Source organism: Gynuella sunshinyii YC6258 (genome assembly GCF_000940805.1).
GTDB classification, from domain to species: domain Bacteria; phylum Pseudomonadota; class Gammaproteobacteria; order Pseudomonadales; family Natronospirillaceae; genus Gynuella; species Gynuella sunshinyii.
This window is the reverse complement of sequence record NZ_CP007142.1, coordinates 4068749-4083052: the sequence shown is the minus strand read 5'-3', so window position 1 is coordinate 4083052 and position 14304 is coordinate 4068749. Positions and strand designations below refer to the sequence as shown.

Sequence of the window (14304 nt, the reverse complement as noted above, 5' to 3'; positions counted from 1 at the left end):
TCCAATGCCAAAGAAAATATATCGTTACCAGCCATTTAATGCGCTTTCTCTTGATGCGCTGTGCCATGACCAGCTCTATTTCTCAGAACCGAATCAATTCAATGACCCGTTGGACTGCAAGCCAGCGGTTATCAATGATTCAGATAAATCAACTCTCAGGAATATCCTAATAGCACTGATCGAAAAGCGGGTTACAGGAGAAATCACCAATTCATTAAAAGCTGCCAAAGTCGACGGCGAGAAGGCTCAAACCCACGCTCACAGACAGGGAAAACAGGAGGCAGATAATGAAATTAGGAATATCGCCTATCATGCGACTAACCCTGATTATGAGGTTAGCATTGAAGAGGCTGAGTGTAATCTGCTTACTTATGCTATTCAGGCAGAGCTATTCAAGCAAAATAATCGCGGTGTCTGTTGTCTTTCCGAAGAATATAATAACCCTTTACTCTGGAGCCATTACGGCGATCAGCACAAAGGTTTTTGCGTAGGGTATTCTCTGGATAGAAATCCAAAACCTAAAATCAATAAAGTTGACTATGGGGGAGAGCGAACAGTCCCAACCAGCTTGATTGCTAAAGCTATATTACATCAAGACGATCAAGCTAAGGGTTTTTTGGATGGACAAATGTTTCTGAGAAAAGCGAAGCCATGGCAATACGAAAAAGAATGGCGAGTATTTGATCGTATCGGTTTGCAGGATTCTCCTCTAAAGCTCGAAGAGATAAATTTTGGTCTTCGTTGCCCTGATGCCGTTATTCACGCAGTCGTTGAGGCACTTAAAGCAAGAGATATTAAGTTTTATAGCATGTACTCTGTTTGGAAGACCTTTGAGCTAGACCGGACTGATGACTTGGGTGAGCTGCGGGCGTCTCTACCAAGAACATCTCGATCTGGTATCGAAATATTTGGCGATCCAAAAGATAACTATTGAATCTGTATCGTGCTGACCATAGGAATTGGAAATTAGGATTTCTCAATGTCCGTTTTTGGCCGAAAGAGGTCATTGGGACGCAGAAGGCTTTTCCATCTCCATATGTAGTGGTCAACTATTTTAGGTTGCTCTGCAATTGCCTGTGAGGCTGATCAGGAGAAAAGTGCGTAGCGAGTTATCACTTGAATAGGATGCAATGGTCTACCGTTTGCTTAATAACAAACAAAAGGCAGCCAAAACCGCCTTCTGTTTATCGACCCTTAAATCAAGGGAGCAGTTAATCCGCCACTATAAACGTCCAGTCCTGGTTAGCCCCACCATTTTCGGGCCATTGGATGTTGTTGCCGTTGTCGGCCGTTGAGGCACCGTTGATGTCGAGCAACAGTCCACTGTTGACGTTGACGATGTGGACATATCCGTTGCCTTGAGGCTCTATGCGCCATTTTTGGTTGTTACCGCTGTTGCGGGGCCAGATGATGTTGTTGGCACCATTTTCAGTGGAAGCGCCATTGATGTCGGCGGATTTGCCGCTGGCGGCCTGAACAATGGTGTATTGGTTGTTGCCAATGGTGCTGACGATCCATTTCTCCACGTCATCGGTACCGCAGGAGTATTGCACGATGCTGGTGGCATCGGCAGTCGAGCCGTTCAGAGTGCGCAGGCACATGCCGCTGTTACGGTTTTGAATGTAGTAGGCTTTGCCGCTGATGATCCCGCTGTTATCGTCACAACCGTCTGTAACTGTTGGGTTGGTATCCCCCCAGCCAAACATAACCCGTTGGGCGCCGGAGACGTTACGAGCCGACAGGCACATGTCGCTGTTGGTACCGCTGATGGCAAACATCGAATAGTAATCATAATCACCTCTGCCATCGGTGATTTTCCCGCCAGCGGCCGGCCAGTAGACGCTGCCGATTTTCCGATCATGCATGCTGCCGGTGACGGCCCGAATATGAGCAATGAAGTTGTCGCTGTATTCTGTGGCCATATAGTTCAGACCAGTGTCCATGGGCGCTCCAAACTCTGTCACGACCACCCGGTCATAGCAGCTGCTCTGGCGGGCTTCGAAATGATTGCGCCAGCCCCAGTAGTCGTTTTCGCCGTAGAAAAAGGCATAGTGATGCAATGACAGCAGCGATCCATCAAAACGGCTGTCGTTGCAGATATCTGTCACGTCCTGGGCATAGCCGACACCATCTATCAAGACGCGGTTTATGGGAGCCGAGTTGTAGCTATTCAACCAATCGGCGGCAATATCCCGCCACTGCGAAGAGCTGTAACCATGAGGTTCATTCATTGGTTCGAAGTAGACCAGGTTGTTGCCGGCATAGGTGTTGACGATGGTTGACCACATGGTGTTCCAGGTGCTCATGTCTGAAACTTTTCCACCCGAGTTTGAACCGTCTTCCCAATAGGTGAGAATCACTTTGAAGCCCCGGTTGGTGGCAGCGTCAATGGTGGCGCGATAGTTGCTCCACCACGTGGTATCGCTGACAGTCGCAGGATTGACCGGCAGGCGGACGGTATTGATACCCATTGTAGAACTCATGTCGCCATAAATGGCGCTGGCTTTAGTGTAGATGGTGCTGTAGCTGTCGTTAATGTTAAGCCCCTGGAGTACGAGCTGGTCGGAGGTAAAGTTATCGCCCAGGCGTGCCCAGTTCATACCGCGAAAGTCACTGGTATCGGCTATTGAAGGAATGGCTGCAACCGTGGCAGTGATTGCCAGTGCCGAGGTTGCTATCAGACGTGAAAGAGAGGACGGTAATAAAGCAGTTGTCTCGTTCATTGTTATTATTCTCCTGTGTGAACTTTAATTCGAAAAACCACTTAATAAGATCATTTTTGACCGGGACTGCTGGCGAGGAAGTCAAATATCAGACGGTTACCAACCCGGTTTTGTTCTGATGATAGAGGCATCAGAGTGCTTGATCATACCTCAGTGAACCTGAGTAACACATGGACTAAAACGGCTGTTTGATTGCAATATCAGCCAGAACATCTGCAATGGAAGATTTTTAATTCAACGAGGTTCTTACGTTTATAGCGAGGTGAGTTTATCGCAGGACATAAGAGCTTCTCATCAGGCTTGAGGTTGTGACGACTTTGCCCTGGTGGTGTGTTTGGTATCTACACTACCGGTCTAAACGATATTCACAAAGCTTGTCGGGAGCTTATAGACCGTTGCGGCCACACATGAGTGACAAGGCCTGCTTGTTGATTCTGAAATGTAATCGGGATCCGGTAGAGGCTGACACTGATTCACGTCAGCTGCCGCAGGCAGACTGTTTCCACCAGGGTTTTCAATTTTACGACTTCCGATTCCAGGTAGTTTAATTCTTCTTCGGTCATTTCGAAGTGTTCGGAATAGCGGGCATCGATATAAGCCCGCTGCAAGCGTCGAAAGCTGCGGCGATGAAACTTGCTGTCGGTAGTCTTTTAGGGTATCGCGCAGGATAACCGAAATGGTCTGGAGTTCGCGCTGTTTGAACTCAGGAAGATGGTCAAGGCTGGTCTTCATAATTGTGATGATAGCGTGGTGTTTCCCGAACGTGGGCAGTTAGTTTGGCGGCAGATTGGGAAAATGTCCACCAAGGCTACTGCAGGTGGGCGTTTGCTGTGTCCTGCTGTAAGGAGTCGTCGGGTGAAGCAAGGGGAACTGCTGACTATTCCAAGGGTTATTCAGCATTCCGGAACGGTGATATGATTTGTCGCTCATTCAGGTTGCTGTCACCATTTCGTGTGACCACATATCAAGCCGGGTCGATTAATGAAATTTCTACCGATTTTCTTAAAAGTACAATCTTATTCATGTCTCATAATTGGTGGCGGCCATGTAGCGGCCCGCAAAGCCGAACTGGTGATGAAAGCCGGTGGTCGGGTTGAAGTCTGTGCGCCGGAGATGGATGCCCGGTTTCAGCATCTGGCGCAGCAATATGAAGGGTTGCTGACCTTAACGACCATGACTGTTGAGGCTGATCAGCTATCGGCCATTCTCGAACAACGGCAACTGGTTGTGGCGGCAACGGATAACGATGAGTTGAATGCGCAGATTGCCGGCGTCTGTCAACAGCATTCCATACTGTGCAATGTGGTCGATGACGGCGAAGCCGGCAGTTTTATATTTCCAGCCATTATTGATCGTGATCCAGTGCTGGCGGCGGTCTCCAGCAGCGGTCAGGCGCCAGTGCTGACTCGGTTGCTCAGGGGACGGATAGAAGCCTCTGTCCCGGCAGCATTCGGGCTGTTGGGGCGTCTGGCAACCCGCTATCGGGCCCGGGTCAAACAGGAATTGCCGAATATCAGCCGTCGGCGCGCATTCTGGGAAAAGGTGCTCACGGGAGCGGTGGCCGAGCTGGTATTCAGTGGCGAACAGACGCAGGCGGAAACCCTGTTAGAGCGACAGCTTCAGGCAGCCAAAGCCGATAGCCGTGAGATAGGGGAAGTGTATTTGGTTGGCGCCGGTCCGGGTGACCCGGATTTGTTGACATTCAAGGCACTTCGTTTGATGCAGCAGGCAGATATCGTGTTCTACGATGCACTGGTCTCGCAACCGATTCTGGATCTGGTAAAGCGTGATGCCGAACTGATTCATGTTGGCAAGCGTCGTTCCAATCACACTTTGCCACAGCATGACATCAATCGCTTATTGATTGAGCATGCGTTGCAAGGCCGAAGGGTATTGCGACTGAAAGGTGGAGATCCGTTTATTTTTGGCCGGGGTGGCGAAGAAATTGAAGGCTTGATGGAGCATCAGATTCCGTTCCAGGTGGTACCCGGTATCACCGCTGCCAGTGGTTGTGCGAGTTATTCCGGGATTCCGTTGACCCACCGCGATTACTCTCAATCTGTCAGGTTTATTACCGGTCACCTCAAAGACGGTACTTTGAATTTACCCTGGCAGGAGTTCGTGCATGCCAATCAAACACTGGTGTTTTACATGGGGCTGAACGGATTGCATATCATTTGTCAGCAGCTGATAACCCATGGCCGAGATGCCGAGACACCTATTGCTCTGATATCGAAAGGTACCACGCCGGAACAAAAGGTTATTACCGGAACGCTGGCAACCATGCCAGCACAACTTGAACAGCAGATTGTTCATGCGCCGACGTTGATTATTATCGGTGAAGTGGTACGCCTGCGCAGCCGGCTTGGCTGGGATTCCATGCCGGATACTGAATGACTGCGTTTTTGGGTCTGGACAAACTGTTTCAATCGCCCCATTGTGACATGAATGGCCCAGAGTAGTTCCCGCAATAATCATCGATTCCTAAGCCGTATCGGGAGGGCCATGTTGTGATCATGTTTTAACGTTAACAAGGAGAACTGCATGGCAGATTTTCAACCGGCATTTGAATTGACTATCCGCAATGAAGGCGGTTATGTAGACCATACTGTCCCGGGTGATTCCGGTGGACAGACCTATGCGGGCATTGCCCGAAAATATCATCCTCAATGGCCAGGCTGGCAGCTCATCGATCAAGGGGATACTGACAATCCTGCACTCAAACAAATGGTTGCGGATTTTTATCAGCAGGAATTCTGGAGTCCGATCAAGGGCGATCAGATTCACAATCAACAGGCAGCGGAAAGTATCTTTGATTTTGCTGTCAATGCCGGTGTTCGAACGTCTGTTAAATACGCTCAGGAGGTGGTGGGGGCGGATGCTGATGGCATTGTTGGACCGCAAACTCTGGCCAGTCTCAATGGTTATGATGCTGAGTTGTTTGTCAGTCAGTTTGCGCTCAGTAAGGTCAGTCACTATGTGGGAATTGTTCAGAATAATGGTGACCAGATTAAGTTTTTGGTGGGCTGGTTAAACAGAACTCTGGCGGGTGTTAAAAAAGGCTGATATATCAGCCTTTTTCGTTGTGTATTCAGGGCTGTAAGGTCTCAGGATTTCTGTTCAGCCAGATCTCCTGAGCTTTTTGGCTCGCCTGTTCGGGGGACATATCTGTTGCCATGGCCATCAATGCAAGTTGCAGGGTAGCAGTGATGGCCGCTTCTGCATAAATGTCATTGTGAGTTCCGTGCCATATGGACTTCATATAGGTCAAATCCAAAGACTCAGGTTTGACCTGTCTTTGTTTGAGCACCATGTCCATATCCAGGGTGCTTTCCAGGCCGTCCATCACTCGAAACAGCGTCAGCTTCGATTCCGGATTACGTTCAAATTCACCACCTTCGCCACGAATGATCAAGGTGCTTTTATAGCCGAGCTGGCAGGCAGCCCGCTGATGAATGCCGTTATAAGCCGGGTGAAAAATACCTTGTACCACTGCTGATGAATTCAGTGGATTGAGCAGTCTTGCCAGTGTATGAACCGGGGAGCGCAGTCCAAGTAAAGGACGCAGTTCGATCAGGTCATGAAGACGCGGACATAAATGCGCAATCGGAAAATAAACAATATTTTGCTGCGTCATAGCGGTTTCCACCTGTTGCCAGTTGTTCGCTATCGGTAAACCCAGTTCCATAAAGGTATCTTCAGCATAAACCCTGCCAGCCGTATGTCCTTGTGCGCCATGCATAAAGACCTTGTAACCAGCCTGGGAAAGAGCCAGAGCACTGAGGACGAACCAGGGATTGTGTCGACGTTTACCGGCATAACATCCCCAATCGATGTCTGCGTGCAGGTGTTGTGGCGCATTTATATGCTGTTTGCTGGCGTCGACAAATCCGGCAATTTCCTCACCGGTTTCTTCCTTGACCCTTAGCAACATCAGGAACGCACCGAGCTGCACGTCTTCGATGGTATTCTCCAATACCATGGAAAACGCGTCGCGCGCTTCTTCACGAGTCAATGAACGACTGCCGTTCTTGCCTCGTCCGAGAATGCGGATAAATTCCGCGAATGGATGTTTGTTCATAATAATCTTTGTTAAAGACAGTTTTTAGGTTTAGGCAGCCCGGCAATTCTGGCTACCATTTTGGCCGGGCTGGCCCCGAAGAGTTTCATCAGATAAATACTGGAGGCTTTGGCTTTGTCCAGCTTTAGTTTAATAAAATTCGCCAACGGACGTTGGGAAGGTGCGTAATCAAATTCCTGAAAAAAAGCCTGTGCCAGTTCGATGATTTCCCAGTGTTCATCGGTAAGCTCTATCTGATTGTCAGCGGCAATTTGATGGGCCAGGTTGCGGTCCCAATCGCGAAAATTCAGTAGAAAACCTTCAGGATCAATATTCACTCATCACCACGCTACAAACTTTGGATATTGTTCAGTCAGAGTCACCAGTTCGGATGGAGAGATTACCTTAGCCTTTTGGATGTCGGCACTGGAAAGGTTTCGTTTCCGCAGATGATCTTCCAATACGTATAGCTGCGTCTCTACCTCCTCCAGCGTAGGCACAAGAAAGACCGCCGGCCCCATCAGTATAAGGGCATCTGTGACATCCAATTGCGCCTGCAGGGCCTCTGGAAGGTTTTCTGATCGATTGTAGGTATATAACGTTGCCATGTTTAAAACACCATTACCTGATTAGCAGTATTCAGTGCTTGCTGATACTGGTCTGCATCAATGGTTTCCCATCCGGGCATCAATTCTTCGGTATCGTCCAGGACAAACAACTGTTCGATGCCATACATCGATAGCGACTTCAGTTTTTTGATCAGCCGATGCTGTGACTGATTGTGTTGGTGGACCAACCGGCTGTTTTTCGCTGTCAAAATAACGGTCACTGCCTGATCAAATGCAGCGGCGGCAAATGCCATATCAATGCCTTCATCCATCACCTGGGAAGTAAATGCATCGCTTTCGAACACAAAACAGAATGTATCGCTCATTTGAACACCAGATGTCTGTCTGCCATGACTGTCGCGGTGACCCATTCACCCAGTCCGGAAATGGTAAACCCGGAATGACAGTTAGCATAGGGGAGTTGATTATTATGGGCTTCCTGTTCGTTGACGATACCTCGTCTCAGAGCTGCGGCCACACAGACAATCAAATCCAGTTCGTGCTGATGAGCCAGTGTCAGCCAGGCCTGCTGCCAGTTGACTTCATTTTGGTGAGGAATCGTCAGCGTGTTGGCAATGGCAACAGCATCAGCATAAAAGAATACCTGGGTTAAAGTATGTCCGGCCGTCAGCAGGGCCTCACACACGGAAAACGCTGTTTCGTGGCTTTCCGAGAGGTAGGGTGGTGCGGTGACTGTAACGCTGTAATTCATGGTAGGTACTTAATTTTTGGACAAAAAAAAGCCCTGACACCGTCAGGGCTTCCCAGCATAACTCATCTTAGTCGTCGTTCATAATGCCCAGAATAGAGAGCAGGTGAACAAAGATGTTATAGATGTTCAGGTACAGACCGATAGTTGCGCTGATGTAGTTGGTTTCACCACCATGAATAATGCGGCTGGTATCGTACAGGATATATCCAGACATGATCAGAATCACCGCGCTGGATACCATCAGTTGCATTGCTGGAATAGCCAGGAAGATATTAGCCAGAGCAGCAACCAGAACCACCAGCAGACCTATAAACAGGATGCCTCCCAGAAACGAGAAATCACGCTTGGTGACGAGTGCATACGCAGACAGAGCGAAGAAGATGACTGCGGTACCACCCAGGGCCTGAAGTACCAGACCGCCCATTCCGGCACCGACATAATAACTTAGCATGGGGGCCAGAGATGCACCCATCAGACCGGTGAACACGAATGTCCAGACCAGACCCATACCGGAATTAATAGAACGTGGTAGGACAAACCAAAGAATACCGATGGCACCAAGCATCATGACCAGAGAGGCTCCCTGACCGATACCCATTGCCATACCCGCAAAAGCGGTAAACGCACTAAACAGTAAGGTCAGCGCCAGCAGGCTGTAGGTATTACGTAAGACTTTGTTTGAAGATGCTGAAACGGAAGTTGCGCTACGGTTGCCCGAAGCAATACTGTTCAACTCTTGTAAATCGGACATGTTTGTCTAGCTCCTTTGGAAAGTTGCTTACTATTATGGAGTTATATGAATGATTTTCAATATATTCTGGATGTAGAGGCTATGTAATGTCTGCGGTGCGGGTAAGTACGGGATCTTATTTATCATCGTTGACAAAATCTTGATCTAAACATATGTTTAAAACGTTTGTTTAAATTGAGGTGATGTAAGGGTGACACAGCAGGATACCGCTTCTCGAATACTGGATACTGCCCAGGAATTATTCGCTACCCACGGTTTTACAGAAACCTCCCTCAGATCCATCACTTCTCATGCGGGTGTTAATCTGGCCGCGGTCAATTATCACTTTGGTTCCAAAAAGGAATTGATACAGGCAGTTTTTGCGCGTTTCTTGAATCCATTTTGCCAGTTACTGGATCGGGAACTGGATGTGCTGACGACCGAAAATGATGGCCAGGCTCAGTTGGAGCAGGTGTTGGCAGTATTGGCTAAAACAATGTTGGTCGGTGTGCATGATAGCTCTTCGGGCAATCGTCTGAGCTTGTTCCTGAAACTGCTTGGGCTTGCTTATACGCAGTCTCAGGGGCACTTAAAGAAGTTTCTTCGCACTAATTACCACCATACATATAAACGTTTTATCTCGGCGATTCAGTTAAGTCGCCCGGATATTTCACCTAACGACCTGTTTTGGCGGATACACTTTGCCATCGGTGCGACGATTTTTACGTTATCTAATATCGAGACATTAAGAGCCATGGCACTGAATGACACCCGGGTTGATAATCATATTTCTCAAATCGTACAGATGTTGTTGCCGTTTATTGTTGCGGGTGTGGACCACGAATAGTTTTTATCCATGGTGCAGGTGCTTGCGCTCCGCAAATGTGTTCAGACTCTCCTGGAAATCCGGTCCGTTTCGGAGTTCCGCGAAGCATTCCACGGTTACATCAATCAAGTCATCGTCAAACGGCTCACAGGCGCTGTATTGCAGCATTGCCTTGGTTTGCCTCAGAGCGGTCGGGCTGAAGGTGCAAAGGTCTGTGATAATCTGTTCGGCTGCGGAATCGAGATGGTCAGCAGGCAGTACTTCATGCACCAGTCCGTACGATAATGCCTTCGGCGCGGTGAAAGGCCGGGTAGTCAGGCAATAGTACTTGGCACGTTTTTCTCCAAGCGCCTTGATCAGATATGGACTCGCGACTGCGGGTGCGAGACCATACTTTACATCATTTAAAAAAAACTCAGCCTCGGTAGCAGCCAGAACGATATCGCAACAGGCCACCATAGCGACTCCGCCCCCGTATACCGGGCCCTGGATGGTTGTCAGGATGGGTAGCGGAAAGTTATAAATAGTGGAAAATAACCTGGCGGTCTGCTGACAATCGCTGCGATTTGATTGCCCCCCGGAATTTACAACTTTGCCCATCCATGTTAAATCAGCCCCAGCGGAATAGGTTTGGCCGGTGCTTTTCAGATAAACCAGGCGAATATCCGGATGGTTTGAAAAATCATCAAGTGCCGTTACTAAAGAATAAATGACTTCGTCATTATAAGCATTTGCCCGTTCAGGACGGTTAATGGTAAGAGTCGCGACACCGCGAGCATCAATGTTGGTTTGAACGGTTTCCATCAGCGTCTTCTTATTGTTATCGAGTGACCTGTACTACATTATCTCAATAACCACGGCGGTGCTACGTGATCAGTCATAAAAATGAGTCATCAAGATAGAGAGAGAATCATGCCGCACCATAGTGCATTCGAACTAATCAGAACTCAGGAAATATCCTCTCTGGGCATTCAGGCTCAGGAATACCGCCACCGTCAGACCGGGGCGCAACACTTTCATTTAAAAACTGATTATGATGAGAACGTTTTTTTGGTGGCCCTTCGCACCATTCCAACCGACTCCACAGGTGTTGCTCATATACTGGAACATACCGTGTTATGCGGCAGTGAAAAATATCCGGTGCGTGATCCATTCTTTACCATGATCCGGCGTTCTTTGAATACATTTATGAACGCGTTCACCAGCAGTGACTGGACTGCATACCCATTTGCCAGTGAAAACCGCAAAGACTTTTTTAATCTGTTGGACGTTTATCTCGATGCCGTCTTTTTTTCCAATTTAAATGAACTGGATTTCAAGCAGGAAGGCCATCGCCTTGAGTTTGAAAATGCTCAGGATGCTTCTTCTGCGTTGCAGTACAAAGGCGTGGTTTTCAACGAAATGAAGGGTGCCATGAGTTCCGCCACTCAAAAATTGTGGCGACTCTTTACCCGGCATTTATGGGATGAATCGACCTATCATCACAACAGTGGCGGTGAACCGGTTGATATCACCGATCTGTCGTATGAACAATTAAAAGAGTTCTATCGGGTTCATTATCATCCTTCCAATGCCATTTTTATGACCTTTGGAAATATCCCGGTTGAAGAGCTGCAGCAAAAAATCCATGACCAGGCTTTGTCTCGTTTTGAGCCTCTGGGCAAGACTCTGCGAGTCATGCCGGAGCCGGTCAGATCAGCACCGCGTTCAGTGGTGGAAAAATATGCAGTCGAAGAAGGTGATCTTGATAACAAAACCCACGTATTAGTGGGCTGGATGCTGGGCGACAGTGCCAATCTGTTTGAACAGATGGAAGCGCATCTGATCAGCAACCTGTTGTTGGACAACAGTGCTTCGCCGCTTCGCAAAGCGTTGGAACAGAGCGACCTCGGAGTCTCTCCATCACCATTGTGCGGCCTGGAAACCTCTAACCGGGAAATGGCATTTGTCTGTGGACTTGAAGGCTCCAATCCCGATCAGGCTGAAGCCGTTGAACAACTGATACTGGATACCCTGAAAAAAGTGGCTGATGAAGGCGTTCCTCAGGAGCAGCTGGAAGCGGTATTGCATCAGTTGGAGTTCAGTCAGCGGGAGATCGGTGGCGATAGTTACCCTTACGGTCTACAGCTCATTCTCGGCTGTTTGCCTGCTGCTGTGCATGATGGTGATGCCCTGGCGGACCTCGATATCGATCCAATTCTGACCAAGCTGCGGGAAAATATCACTCAGCCAGCTTATATCCCGGATTTGATCCATAAGCTGTTTCTCAATAATTATCATCGTACCCGTCTGGTCATGGAACCGGATGCACAGCTGGCTGCCGCCCAGGATAACGCTGAACGGGAAAAACTGGATGCCATCAGCGCCTCGTTAAGCGACGAGCAGAAACAACAGTTGGTCGAGCAGGCCAGGCTGCTGGAAGAGCGTCAGGCGCAACAGGATGATCCCGCCATTTTGCCGAAAGTCACGTTAGAGGATGTGCCAGCCGATATTCATCATCTTGAACCCAAAATCAGCACGCCTCAATGGTCTCACTATCAGGCAGGCAGTAACGGTATCAGCTATGTCCAGGTGGTTTGTAAAGTGCCCGAGCTGACCGAAGCGGAACTGCAACTGGTGCCCACACTGACCACGCTGTTGACTGAACTGGGTACCTCCGGTCAAAGCTATCTTGACGTTCAGGGCTTACAGGCCCGCTACACTGGTGGCTTGAATGCCTGGATGGGATACCGCTCGGCCCTGGACAGTTGTGCCAAAGTCACGGGTCATTTTGTGCTATCCGGTAAGGCACTGGATCGTAATGTTTCCCATCTCGAAGACTTGATGATGGAGCATCTGCAAAATCCAAGGTTTGACGAGCTGGATCGTATTTACGAACTGATCAGTCAGATCCGTACGCGTAAGGAGCAGTCCATCACCGGCAATGGTCATGCACTTGCCATGGGTGCCGCATCTGCGAGCTGGTCTCTGGGAGGTCGTTTGAACCTGATGTTGAATGGTCTGGAGTCCATTCAATACATTAAACGTATGCACGATGGTTTGGCAGATGAAGCCGGTAGAGAGTCGTTGTCACAGCAACTGGTACAGCTGCATCGAAAACTGCTTTCCACAGAGAAGCAGGTATTGACAATCGCTGACCATGATCTCGATGTCGCCCGCTGGCAGCCCATGCTGGCGGGTAGCCCTGGAGTGGAGCTGAATGCCGGACAGTTTGAACATACCAATACCGCCTGGATGACCAACACACAGGTGAATTTCTGTGCCAAAGCATATCCTACCGTAGCACCGGACCATCCTGATAATCCGGTCTTCACCATTCTGGCCGGCATACTGCGCAATCACTACCTGCACAGCGCGATTCGTGAGAAAGGTGGAGCCTACGGCGGTGGTGCGAGTCATGATTCCTCCAACGGTGTATTCCGCTTCTACAGCTACCGTGACCCGCGCCTCAAGGGTACGCTGGATGATTTCGACAAGTCGTTACAATGGTTTGTCGAGACCGAAGTCACCTACGACATGTTTGAAGAAGCTCTGCTGGGCGTAATCAGCTCCATGGACAAACCGGCATCACCGTCCGGTGAAGCAAAATCGGAGTTTTATAATCGCTTGTATGGCCGTACTCCCGAACAGCGTCGCCAGTATCGTGAACAGTTGCTGTCAGTCAGTCTGGAGGACCTCAAGCGGGTGACCGAACAGTACCTGTTGAATCAACCTGCCAGTACTGCCGTGATTACCCAGAGCAGCCAGCAGTCACAAATATCAGAGTTGGGGCTGACCGTACTGAAAATTTAGTTATAATCTCGGCGGCCAATCCTGGCCGCCTTCTTTATTTTCCACAGGAACATCATCTATATGGCGCAGCTGTATTTTTATTATTCAGCCATGAATGCAGGTAAGTCGACTTCTCTATTGCAAAGTGCATACAACTACCGCGAGCGCGGGATGCAGGTGTTGTTATACACAGCGGCCATCGATGATCGTTTTGGTAAGGGCAGAATCTGCAGCCGTATCGGCCTGGAATCGGAAGCGTTGACCTTTGGTGATCAGGACCTGTACCAGGAAATTCAGGCCATGATCAATCGGGGTGAGCAGTACGCCTGTATTCTGATCGATGAAGCGCAGTTTCTGAGCAAGGTACAGGTTGATCAGTTGGCCAGAATAGTGGATCTGCACGACATGCCGGTGTTGTGTTATGGAATCCGGACCGACTTCATGGGAGAGCTGTTTCCAGGTTCTGAGCGATTACTGGCCATTGCCGATAAGATTTCTGAATTGAAGACCATCTGTTATTGTGGGCGCAAAGCTTCCATGGTGGTCAGGATGGATCAGAACGGAAATGCAATCGCTGAAGGTGAGCAAATTGTCATCGGTGGCAATGAGTCATACGTGTCCATGTGCCGGAAACACTATATGGAAGCCGTTGGTCGTTATTAAACATTTATAGTCCGCCTGGTTTATCGGTCAGGGTCCATGATCAAGCTGCCTGTCAGCACTTTCAATATCGCGCTGGTTAATATTCTAAATTGTTTGTACGCAAACAATCAGCGCGCCAACTATACTGAGTAGTTATTAGCCTCCAATCTAAAAAAAATGGTCTGCGTGTAAAATGCGAGCAGACTGGAACTGGCTAAAAACAGTTATTGCC

General features: G+C 48.9%; 15 protein-coding genes. 6 read left to right on the top strand and 9 right to left on the bottom strand.

Annotated features, from left to right (window positions below):
• The first annotated feature begins 4 nt into the window (after nt 1-4).
• Nucleotides 5-934: a DUF2971 domain-containing protein gene (locus YC6258_RS16815; RefSeq protein WP_044617982.1), complete on the top strand. Its 930-nt coding sequence runs from the start codon at nt 5-7 to the stop codon at nt 932-934.
• 277 nt (nt 935-1211) lie between these two features.
• Here YC6258_RS16815 and YC6258_RS16810 read toward each other — a convergent pair whose 3' ends face one another.
• Nucleotides 1212-2723, bottom strand: a complete 1512-nt coding sequence (locus YC6258_RS16810; protein WP_044617981.1) for an RICIN domain-containing protein — start codon at nt 2721-2723, stop codon at nt 1212-1214.
• Nucleotides 2724-3196: 473 nt separating this feature from the next.
• Nucleotides 3197-3331: a hypothetical protein gene (locus YC6258_RS31205; RefSeq protein WP_281176269.1), complete on the bottom strand. Its 135-nt coding sequence runs from the start codon at nt 3329-3331 to the stop codon at nt 3197-3199.
• Nucleotides 3332-3704: 373 nt separating this feature from the next.
• Between YC6258_RS31205 and cysG the strand changes: the two genes are divergently transcribed.
• Both cysG and YC6258_RS16790 read left to right on the top strand, forming a co-directional pair.
• Nucleotides 3705-5120: a siroheme synthase CysG gene (cysG, locus tag YC6258_RS16795; RefSeq protein WP_044617979.1), complete on the top strand. Its 1416-nt coding sequence runs from the start codon at nt 3705-3707 to the stop codon at nt 5118-5120.
• 147 nt (nt 5121-5267) lie between these two features.
• Nucleotides 5268-5789 (top strand): glycoside hydrolase family 108 protein, encoded by a 522-nt coding sequence (locus tag YC6258_RS16790; RefSeq protein ID WP_044617978.1) that lies wholly within the window; start codon nt 5268-5270, stop codon nt 5787-5789.
• A gap of 25 nt (nt 5790-5814) precedes the next feature.
• On the opposite strand, the gene YC6258_RS16785 is transcribed toward YC6258_RS16790, so the two are convergent.
• The 6 genes from YC6258_RS16785 to YC6258_RS16760 form a co-directional block, all read right to left on the bottom strand.
• Entirely contained in the window at nt 5815-6804 is a 990-nt protein-coding gene (locus YC6258_RS16785) for a glycosyl transferase family protein (protein WP_044617977.1), read from the bottom strand.
• 11 nt (nt 6805-6815) lie between these two features.
• A complete protein-coding gene (locus tag YC6258_RS16780) occupies nt 6816-7121 on the bottom strand; it encodes a TusE/DsrC/DsvC family sulfur relay protein (RefSeq protein WP_044617976.1) in 306 nt (101 codons plus the stop codon).
• 3 nt (nt 7122-7124) lie between these two features.
• Nucleotides 7125-7391 carry a hypothetical protein gene (locus YC6258_RS16775; RefSeq protein WP_044617975.1) on the bottom strand — a complete coding sequence of 89 codons (267 nt, stop codon included), beginning with the start codon at nt 7389-7391 and terminating at the stop codon, nt 7125-7127.
• Nucleotides 7392-7393: 2 nt separating this feature from the next.
• The gene (locus YC6258_RS16770; protein WP_044617974.1) at nt 7394-7717 is read right to left on the bottom strand and encodes a DsrE family protein; all 324 of its coding nucleotides are present in this window, start codon (nt 7715-7717) and stop codon (nt 7394-7396) included.
• Complete coding sequence (gene tusD, locus YC6258_RS16765; RefSeq protein ID WP_044617973.1) at nt 7714-8103, bottom strand: sulfurtransferase complex subunit TusD; 390 nt, start codon at nt 8101-8103, stop codon at nt 7714-7716. The genes YC6258_RS16770 and tusD overlap by 4 nt, the downstream gene beginning before the upstream one ends.
• A gap of 67 nt (nt 8104-8170) precedes the next feature.
• Nucleotides 8171-8854 (bottom strand): Bax inhibitor-1/YccA family protein, encoded by a 684-nt coding sequence (locus YC6258_RS16760; RefSeq protein ID WP_044617972.1) that lies wholly within the window; start codon nt 8852-8854, stop codon nt 8171-8173.
• 190 nt (nt 8855-9044) lie between these two features.
• Here YC6258_RS16760 and YC6258_RS16755 point away from each other — a divergent pair, with 190 nt between their 5' ends.
• Nucleotides 9045-9680 carry a TetR/AcrR family transcriptional regulator gene (locus YC6258_RS16755; RefSeq protein WP_044617971.1) on the top strand — a complete coding sequence of 212 codons (636 nt, stop codon included), beginning with the start codon at nt 9045-9047 and terminating at the stop codon, nt 9678-9680.
• A 3-nt stretch (nt 9681-9683) separates the two neighbouring features.
• Here YC6258_RS16755 and YC6258_RS16750 read toward each other — a convergent pair whose 3' ends face one another.
• On the bottom strand, nt 9684-10463 hold the full coding sequence (locus YC6258_RS16750; protein WP_044617970.1) for an enoyl-CoA hydratase-related protein: 780 nt from the start codon (nt 10461-10463) through the stop codon (nt 9684-9686).
• 108 nt (nt 10464-10571) lie between these two features.
• Here YC6258_RS16750 and YC6258_RS16745 point away from each other — a divergent pair, with 108 nt between their 5' ends.
• On the top strand, nt 10572-13451 hold the full coding sequence (locus tag YC6258_RS16745) for an insulinase family protein (RefSeq protein WP_082070763.1): 2880 nt from the start codon (nt 10572-10574) through the stop codon (nt 13449-13451).
• A gap of 60 nt (nt 13452-13511) precedes the next feature.
• Nucleotides 13512-14093: a thymidine kinase gene (locus YC6258_RS16740; RefSeq protein ID WP_044617968.1), complete on the top strand. Its 582-nt coding sequence runs from the start codon at nt 13512-13514 to the stop codon at nt 14091-14093.
• Nucleotides 14094-14304: the final 211 nt, after the last annotated feature.

Bases quoted from the DNA above. Each gene is read 5' to 3' on its own strand.
- YC6258_RS16815 (WP_044617982.1), top strand. From the start codon at position 5: ATGCCAAAGAAAATATATCGTTACCAGCCATTTAATGCGCTTTCTCTT.
- YC6258_RS16810 (WP_044617981.1), bottom strand. From the start codon at position 2,723: ATGAACGAGACAACTGCTTTATTACCGTCCTCTCTTTCACGTCTGATA.
- cysG (WP_044617979.1), top strand. From the start codon at position 3,705: ATGAAATTTCTACCGATTTTCTTAAAAGTACAATCTTATTCATGTCTC.
- YC6258_RS16790 (WP_044617978.1), top strand. From the start codon at position 5,268: ATGGCAGATTTTCAACCGGCATTTGAATTGACTATCCGCAATGAAGGC.
- YC6258_RS16785 (WP_044617977.1), bottom strand. From the start codon at position 6,804: ATGAACAAACATCCATTCGCGGAATTTATCCGCATTCTCGGACGAGGC.
- YC6258_RS16775 (WP_044617975.1), bottom strand. From the start codon at position 7,391: ATGGCAACGTTATATACCTACAATCGATCAGAAAACCTTCCAGAGGCC.
- YC6258_RS16770 (WP_044617974.1), bottom strand. From the start codon at position 7,717: ATGAGCGATACATTCTGTTTTGTGTTCGAAAGCGATGCATTTACTTCC.
- tusD (WP_044617973.1), bottom strand. From the start codon at position 8,103: ATGAATTACAGCGTTACAGTCACCGCACCACCCTACCTCTCGGAAAGC.
- YC6258_RS16760 (WP_044617972.1), bottom strand. From the start codon at position 8,854: ATGTCCGATTTACAAGAGTTGAACAGTATTGCTTCGGGCAACCGTAGC.
- YC6258_RS16750 (WP_044617970.1), bottom strand. From the start codon at position 10,463: ATGGAAACCGTTCAAACCAACATTGATGCTCGCGGTGTCGCGACTCTT.
- YC6258_RS16745 (WP_082070763.1), top strand. From the start codon at position 10,572: ATGCCGCACCATAGTGCATTCGAACTAATCAGAACTCAGGAAATATCC.
- YC6258_RS16740 (WP_044617968.1), top strand. From the start codon at position 13,512: ATGGCGCAGCTGTATTTTTATTATTCAGCCATGAATGCAGGTAAGTCG.